At 72.5% G+C, this 7709-nt stretch carries 8 protein-coding genes and 1 tRNA gene; 3 read left to right on the plus strand and 6 right to left on the minus strand.

All coding sequences use genetic code 11. From position 1 onward, the window contains the following. Positions 1 to 11 precede the first annotated feature (11 nt). The gene (locus GTW67_RS14425; protein WP_161165217.1) at positions 12 to 530 is read right to left on the minus strand and encodes an NUDIX hydrolase; all 519 of its coding nucleotides are present in this window, start codon (positions 528 to 530) and stop codon (positions 12 to 14) included. A 35-nt stretch (positions 531 to 565) separates the two neighbouring features. Next, the gene (locus GTW67_RS14430; RefSeq protein ID WP_161165218.1) at positions 566 to 1459 is read right to left on the minus strand and encodes a DMT family transporter; all 894 of its coding nucleotides are present in this window, start codon (positions 1457 to 1459) and stop codon (positions 566 to 568) included. 280 nt (positions 1460 to 1739) lie between these two features. On the opposite strand from GTW67_RS14430, the gene GTW67_RS14435 reads away from it, so the two are divergent. Together GTW67_RS14435 and GTW67_RS14440 are read left to right on the plus strand one after the other, a co-directional pair. Beyond that, positions 1740 to 2690 (plus strand): hypothetical protein, encoded by a 951-nt coding sequence (locus tag GTW67_RS14435; protein WP_161165219.1) that lies wholly within the window; start codon positions 1740 to 1742, stop codon positions 2688 to 2690. A gap of 33 nt (positions 2691 to 2723) precedes the next feature. Then, positions 2724 to 4265 carry an APC family permease gene (locus tag GTW67_RS14440; RefSeq protein ID WP_161165220.1) on the plus strand — a complete coding sequence of 514 codons (1542 nt, stop codon included), beginning with the start codon at positions 2724 to 2726 and terminating at the stop codon, positions 4263 to 4265. Between the two features lie 69 nt (positions 4266 to 4334). Here GTW67_RS14440 and GTW67_RS14445 read toward each other — a convergent pair whose 3' ends face one another. Further along, complete coding sequence (locus GTW67_RS14445) at positions 4335 to 5732, minus strand: GntT/GntP/DsdX family permease (RefSeq protein ID WP_161165221.1); 1398 nt, start codon at positions 5730 to 5732, stop codon at positions 4335 to 4337. A 59-nt stretch (positions 5733 to 5791) separates the two neighbouring features. Then, positions 5792 to 6319 carry a gluconokinase gene (locus GTW67_RS14450; protein ID WP_202437226.1) on the minus strand — a complete coding sequence of 176 codons (528 nt, stop codon included), beginning with the start codon at positions 6317 to 6319 and terminating at the stop codon, positions 5792 to 5794. Between the two features lie 137 nt (positions 6320 to 6456). Here GTW67_RS14450 and GTW67_RS14455 point away from each other — a divergent pair, with 137 nt between their 5' ends. Further along, on the plus strand, positions 6457 to 7158 hold the full coding sequence (locus GTW67_RS14455; RefSeq protein WP_161165222.1) for a FadR/GntR family transcriptional regulator: 702 nt from the start codon (positions 6457 to 6459) through the stop codon (positions 7156 to 7158). Between the two features lie 5 nt (positions 7159 to 7163). Here the strand turns inward: GTW67_RS14455 and GTW67_RS14460 are convergent, their stop codons facing one another. Both GTW67_RS14460 and GTW67_RS14465 read right to left on the minus strand, forming a co-directional pair. After that, on the minus strand, positions 7164 to 7538 hold the full coding sequence (locus GTW67_RS14460; RefSeq protein ID WP_161165223.1) for a YchJ family protein: 375 nt from the start codon (positions 7536 to 7538) through the stop codon (positions 7164 to 7166). Positions 7539 to 7607: 69 nt separating this feature from the next. Further along, positions 7608 to 7695, minus strand: a tRNA-Leu gene (locus tag GTW67_RS14465). Positions 7696 to 7709: the final 14 nt, after the last annotated feature.

Here is a 7709-nt window from a genome sequence, read left to right on the forward strand (position 1 = left end):
ACAAACCCCCGTCACTCACCACCGCCCACCCACGCCCGCAGCCGCGCATACGCCGCCACCCCGTCCGGCACCCACTCCCACTCCCCGAGCCGCCGCTCCACCTCCCCCTCCTCCAGGAACCCCCACCACGCCACTTCCTCCACCTGCGGCGCCACCGGCAACCCGCACCGCACCTCGTACACCGCCGACCACCACGTCCGCCCGCCCCCGTCGTCGTACAGGAACTTGAACAGGAACTCCGGCCGCGCCAGCCCCCGCACCCCCAGCTCCTCCTCCGCCTCCCGCAATGCCGCGTCGTCGTACGACTCGCCCGCCCCCACCACCCCGCCCACGAACATGTCGTACAGGGACGGAAACACCAGCTTCGTCGCCGTGCGGCGGTGGACGAAGAGACGCCCCCGCTCGTCCCGCGCCCGCACGAACACGCAGCGGTGCCGAAGCCCCCGCGCGTACACGTCCCCCCGCCGGGCCTGCCCGGTCACCCGGTCGTTCTCGTCGACGATGTCGAGGATCTCGTCAGCAGCGCTCATGAACCCATCCAAGCAGCGGCGGAGAGACGCCGGCGTCAGCGCCGTTGCAGGTCCCGCGCCGCCCCCCGCTCGCCCGTCCCCTGCGGCATCGCCGGATGCATGCCGAGCAGCACGATGCCCGTCACCACCGCCGCGAGACCCCCCGCCTCCCACGCCAGCGCCCCCGCATCCGTCCGCAGCCGGTCGCCGAGGAAACCGACCCCGCAGGCGATGCCCGCGAGCGGCTGAGCCGCCGTCAGGGCCGGCAGCGACCTGCGCAGCGGCGCCGTCTCGAACGCGCTCTGCACCAGGACCAGGCCCGTCACGCCGAGCACCACCACCGCGTACGGCTGCCAGCCGGACAGCAGTTCCGCGACGCCGCCCGCCGAGAGCCGCTGCCCGCTGACCCGCGTCAGCGCGTCCTGCACCCCGTACACCAGCCCCGCGGCCAGCGCCAGCAGCGCCGGCCCCCAGGTCAGCCGAGCCCGCGCCGCGCACGCGGTGAGGAGCAGGGCGAGGCCCAGCACCACGCCGAGGATGACCCAGTGGCGCACGGGATCGGTCACCGCGCTGCCGCCGCGCGGCTCGCCCGCCACGATGAACGCGCTCACCCCGCCCGCCAGCAGCGCCAGCCCCGCCCAGCCCTGACGGCCCAGCGGCTGCCGGGTCTGCGCACGCGAGAGGGCCAGCGCGAAGAGCAGGTTCGTCGCGAGGAGCGGCTCGACCAGGGTGATCTCGCCGCCGGCCAGCGCGACCGCGCCCATCACCATCCCGGCCACCATCAGCCCCATGCCACCCAGCCAGCGCGGCACCCGCACCAGGTCGAGCAGCAGCCGCGGGGAGAGGAAGTCACCCAGCGGGGCACGCTGGGCGGCGTTCTGCTGGAGGACGAAACCGAAGCCCAGACAGCACGCGGCACTCACGGCGAGAACCAGAACCAGAACCGACACGCTGCGTACCTCGATCGTCAGGCCGGGCCACGGGGTGCGTGAGAAACCGACTCTAGTGCGAGCGGGTCTGGCGCGCCGGGCGAGTGCCCGCATCCGGGTGGCCGACACTGGCGGGAGGCGGCGGCGTGCGTCACAAGTAGCCCGCCGGTAACGCCAGTTGACGCGTGTAACGAGCCGGCGGGCCTTGACGCCAAGCCTTGGCTGCCGGTTTGCTGTCCGTGATCAGTTCATGGCAAACCGGCTACGACGACCCCCCGGGTCGCGTGAGGAAGTTCCCGCGGTGCCCCCACCCCCGCCTCCCCTCGGCCGCGGCCGCAGACGCGCGGCCCAGTCCTTCGACGAGGCCCTCGACGACGCCGAACTCGTCACCGCACGGACCGCGTTGGCCCAGGGGCGCTGGCAGTCCGCCCGTTCCCTGCTCGTCCACACGGGTGACGACTGGGACCGCCGCGGCCACCGGGTCACCGTCCTCGCCAAGGAGCCCTACTGCGCCGCCTGGGCCCGCGAGTGGCTGCTCGCCGAGCCCGACTCCGCCGACGCATCCGCCCTGCTCTCCCTGGCCGTCGTCCACCGCGCCCTGCGGGGCAAGGAGAAGCCGGACCGGGCCCGCGAGGCCTGCCGCGACGCCGCCGCGCTCGTGCCCGCCGACCCCACGCCCTGGCTCGGCCTGCTCCTGCTGGAACGCACGCTCGGCACGGACGACGACGTCGTCCGCGCCTTCGAGCAGGTGCGCGGCCGGTACGCGGACCACCACCACGCCCACCACCTGATGGTCGCCCGGCTCGCCGAACGCCGCGGCGACGGCGGCCCCGACCCGCTCCACGAGGTCTACGACTTCGCCAACTGGGCCGCCGAACAGGCCCCCGCCGACTCCCCGCTGGCCGTCCTGCCCGTGGTCGCCCACGCCGAGCGCTACCGCGTCCTGGCCGCCGCCGGACACGAGTCCCCCGACCCGGTGGCGTCCGGCCACTGGGCCGGCCGCCGGGCCCGGCTGGTGATGAAGGCGGCCTTCGACTGGTGGCTGGAATGGGAGCAGGACGGCCACCCGCGCCGCCTGGTCGACCTCAACTTCCTCGCGCACGCCAAGTCCTGCGAGGGCCGCGGCGCCGAGGCCGCCGCCCTCTTCCACCGCATCGGCGAGCACGCCACGCCCGCCCCGTGGTCGTACCCGGACCGCGACCCGTACACCGCCTTCCGCGCCGCCCGCGCCGGCGCGCTGGGCACCACCTGACACCCCGACACCCACAGTGAGGACGGTCCCCCGATGACCACGGGCAGTTCACGCACGAGCAGAGCCGGCACCGACGGCGGCATCAGCACCTTCAAGGGGGAGGAGCGGGCGCTGCGCGCGGACCGGCTGGGCACGGGCGGCCTCCTGCTGTCCGTCCTCGCCGCCACCGCCCCGCTCATGGTGGTCGCCGGGGTCATGCCCACCACGTTCGCCGTGATGGGCATCGTCGGACAGCCGCTGCTCTTCGTGATCCTGGGCGTGGTGCTCATCCTCTTCAGCGTCGGCTACGCCGAGATGAGCCGCCACGTCCACAACGCGGGCGCCTTCTACGCCTACATCTCCCGCGGCCTCGGCGGCACCGCCGGCGCGGGCGCCGCACTGGTCGCGCTCGTCGCGTACAACGCCCTCCAGGTCGGCATCTACGGCATCTTCGGCTTCGAGGTCTCCGGCCTCCTCGCCACCTACGCCGACCTCGACGTCGCCTGGTGGATCCCCGCGCTGCTGGCCGTGCTCGCCGTCGGCACCCTGGGCTGGCTGAAGATCGACGTCAACGCGCGCGTGCTCGGGGTGCTGCTGCTCATCGAGGTCGTGCTGGTGGTGGTCTTCGACATCGCCGCCGTGTCCGACCCGGGCGCCCAGGGGCTGTCGCTGCACGCCTTCAACCCCGACACGCTGACCGGGGCGGGGGTCGGCACCGCGCTGTGCTTCTGCATCGCCGCCTTCCTCGGCTTCGAGCAGGCCCCCGTGTACGCCGAGGAGACCAGCCGCCCGCACGTCCTGGTGCCGCGCGTGATGTTCCTCGCCGTCGGCGGCGTCGCCGTCTTCTTCGCGCTCAGCAGCTGGGCCCTGACCGTCGCCACCGGCCCCGACAAGATCGTCGGCACCGCGCAGGAGCAGAGCGCCGGCCTGCTCTTCTTCCTCACCGAGTCCCGGCTCGGCGGCACCTTCACCGACGTCCTGCACGTGCTCTTCGTGACCGGCATGTTCGCGGCCCTGCTCAGCTTCCACAACGTCGTCGCCCGGTACGCCTTCGCCATGGGCCGCGAGGGCCTGCTGCCCGCCGCCTTCGGACGCACCAGCGGCACCAGCGGCGCGCCCGGCACCGGCTCGCTGCTCCAGACCGCCGTGTCCGCCGTCGTGGTCGCCGGCTTCGCGATCGCCGACGACAAGCCGGCCGGCGACCCGACCGAGCCCGTCCTGCACCTGTTCACCTGGGGCGGGAACATCGGCGCCCTCGGGGTGATCGTGCTGATGGCCGCCGCCTCGTTCTCCGTGGTCGCCTTCTTCGTCCGCCGCGGCGCCGCCGGCGCCCAGGGCGTCCGCCTGGCGACCTCCGCCGTCGCGGGCGTCGCCCTCCTGGTGATCGCCGGATACACGGTGAAGGACTTCGACGTCCTCGTCGGCGCCGGCCCCGGCTCGGCGCTGAGCTGGGCCCTGCCCGGCATCATCGCCCTCGCCGCGGCCGCCGGCCTCGTGCAGGGCCTGATCCTGCGCGCCCGCGCCCCCGAGCGGCACGCCCGCATCGGCCTGGGCAACGAGGCCTTCCAGCTGGACAAGGCGGCCGAACCCTCCTGAGCCGTGCGGCACGACGACGGCGCCCGCCCCGGTGGACCGGGAACGGGCGCCGTCGACGTCGTCGTACCGCTAGATGATCAAGGAGAGCAGCAGCACCAGACCGCCCGCGACCACCGAGATGATCGTCTCCATCACGGACCAGGTCTTGATCGTCTGGCCGACGTTCAGACCGAAGTACTCCTTCACCAGCCAGAAGCCGGCGTCGTTGACATGGCTGAAGAAGAGCGAGCCGGCGCCGATCGCCAGGACCAGCAGGGCCGCGTGGGTCGTCGACATGTCGGCCGCCAGCGGCGCCACCAGACCGGCCGCCGAGACGGTCGCCACCGTCGCCGAACCGGTCGCCAGCCGGATCGCCACCGCGATCAGCCAGGCCAGCAGCAGCGCCGGGATCGACCAGTCCTCGGAGATCTCCAGGATCATCCGGCCCACGCCGGAGTCGATCAGCGTCTGCTTGAAGCCGCCGCCCGCGCCGACGATCAGCAGGATGCCCGCGATGGGCGCGAGCCCCTTCTCGACCAGGCCCGAGACCCGGTCCTTGGCGAACCCGGCGGGCCGCAGCAGCGTGAAGATACCCACGATCACCGCGGCGAGCAGGGCGATCAGCGGCGAGCCGACGACGTCGAAGACGCGCTGCACGAGCTGGTCGGGGTCGTCCACGATGATGTCGACGAGCGCCTTGGCCAGCATCAGCACGACCGGCAGCAGGATCGTGGCGAGGGTGGCGCCGAAGCTCGGGCGCTTCTCCAGGGTCTCGGAGGCGCGCTGCGGGATCATGCGGTCGGGGGCGGGGACGTCCACCCAGCGGGCCGCGTACTTCGAGAACACCGGACCGGCGATGACCACCGTCGGTATGGCGATCAGGACACCGAGCGCGAGGGTCACGCCGAGGTTGGCGCCGACCGCGTCGATCGCGACCAGCGGGCCGGGGTGCGGCGGGACCAGGCCGTGCATCACGGACAGACCGGCCAGCGCCGGGATGCCGATGCGCATCAGGGAGTAGTTGCCGCGCTTGGCGACCATCAGGACGACCGGGATCAGCAGCACGATGCCGACCTCGAAGAACAGCGGCAGTCCGACGACGGAGGCGATCAGCACCATCGCCCACGGCATCGACCGGACACTCGCCTTGGCCAGGATGGTGTCCACGATCTGGTCGGCGCCGCCGGAGTCGGCGAGCATCTTGCCGAGAATCGCGCCGAGGGCGATCAGGACGCCGACGCCCGCGACCGTCGAGCCGAGCCCGGTGGTGAAGCTGGCGATGACCTTGTCCAGCGGAGCCCCGGCGAACGCGCCGAGCGCCAGCGTCCCGATGGTCAGGGACAGGAAGGCGTGCAGCTTGAACTTGGTGATGAGCAGGACGATGACGGCGATGCCCAACAGCACGGCGATGCCCAGCTGGGCATGGCCGGCGGAGGTGATCGGCTCGGCGGTGTCCGCTGCCAGCATCTCGACGCTGAGTCTGGTCACGGTGATTCCCTTGCGGTGATGGGGATTCGGGGGAGGGGGACTAGGGGGACCGAGGGGGGTTACAGGGCCGGCTCGGGGAGCGCCTTCAGGGCGTTCGCCGCCCGTTCGGTGATCTCCTCCGGGCTGCCGGCGACGTCCACGGCGACCCCCGCCTCGTCCGCCTCCAGGGGCTGGAGCGTGGCGAACTGGGAGTCGAGCAGGGCCGTCGGCATGAAGTGCCCCTCGCGGTGCGACATCCGGTCCTCGATCAGCTCGCGGCTGCCCGTGAGGTGGACGAAGACGACACCGGGAGCGGCGGCCCGCAGCCGGTCGCGGTACGACCGCTTCAGCGCGGAACTGCTCACCACCCCGCCGAGCCCGGCCCGCCCGTGCGCCCAGCGGCCGATGGCGTCCAGCCAGGGCCAGCGGTCATCGTCGGTGAGCGGGGTCCCGGCCGACATCTTGGCGATGTTGGCCGGCGGGTGGAAGTCGTCGCCCTCGGCGTAGGGAACGCCGAGCCGGGCCGCGAGCAGGGGGCCGATGGTGGTCTTCCCGGTGCCCGCTACGCCCATGACCACGACGACGTGGGGGGTGTGCAGTTGCTGCATCGCACTCTCGCTGTCTGCTGTCTTCGTCGACACGTGATGTCGACGCCACTGAAACCCATTAGGTACGACAAATTCAAGAGTCTGTGACATATAAGTCTGACTTTTTGTTCCCGTGACGCGCCCCGTACGCTGAGTGCATGAGCACACCGGGCCGGGGGCTGCACGGCCGCGTACTGGACACCCTCGGCCCCGACATCACAGCGGGCGTCTACCCCGCGGGCAGCGTTCTGCGCACGGACGAGCTGGCACAGCGCTTCGAGGTGTCGCGCTCCGTGATGCGCGAGGCCGTCCGCGTACTGGAGTCCATGCACCTGGTCGAGTCCCGCCGCCGCGTGGGCGTGACCGTCCTGCCCGAGTGCGAGTGGAACGTCTACGACCCGCAGGTCATCCGCTGGCGCCTGGCCGGCGCCGACCGCCCGCGCCAGCTGCGCTCCCTGACCGTGCTGCGCTCGGCGATCGAACCCGTCGCGGCCGGACTGGCCGCCCGGCACGCCACCGCGGAGCAGTGCGCGGAGCTCACCGAGTGCGCGCTCGGCATGGTCGCCCACTCACGCGGCCACAAGCTGGAGGGATACCTCTTCCACGACGTGGCCTTCCACCGCGTCATCCTGACCGCGTCCGGCAACGAGATGTTCGCCCGCCTCGGCGGAGTCGTCGCCGAGGTCCTGTCCGGACGTACGCACCACGACGTGATGTTCGAGGACCCCGACCCGGCCGCCGTCACCCTGCACGTCCGGGTCGCCGAGGCCGTCCGCGCCCGCGACGCCGAGCGCGCCGAGCGGCTGACCCGCGAGATCACCGTGGGCGCCCTCCAGGAACTGGACATCCTGGCGCCCTGACGGTCCTACGCGAGGAACTCCCCGTCGACGTACACCCACGCCCCGTCCACCCGCTCGAACCGGCTCCGCTCGTGCAGCGAGCCGCCGCGGTAGGAGGCGCGGAAGGTGACCGTGCCGGTGGAGTGGAACGCGGACCCGTCGGCCGTGTCCAGGATCTCCAGCCCCGTCCACCGCATCCCCGGGTCCAGATCGAGCCGCGCCGGCCGCGTCCTCGGGTGCCACGTCCGCAGCAGATACCCCGCGTCGCCCCGCACGAAGGCGCTGTACCGCGAACGCATCAACGCCTCGGCACTCGGCGCGGACGCCGTCCCCGCGTGGAAACGGCCGCAGCACTTCTCGTACGCCTCGGGCAGTCCGCACGGGCAGGAACGCGTGGTCATGACGGCCATTGTGCCCGCTCGGGGCCCGCCCCGGAAAAGCAGAAGACCCCTGCTCAGCAGGGGTCTCACTGGTGTCCGAGGGGGGACTTGAACCCCCACGCCCGATAAAGGGCACTAGCACCTCAAGCTAGCGCGTCTGCCATTCCGCCACCCGGACAAGGTGTCTGTCGC

The organism is Streptomyces sp. SID5910 (assembly GCF_009862125.1).
In the GTDB taxonomy this organism is placed as follows: domain Bacteria; phylum Actinomycetota; class Actinomycetes; order Streptomycetales; family Streptomycetaceae; genus Streptomyces.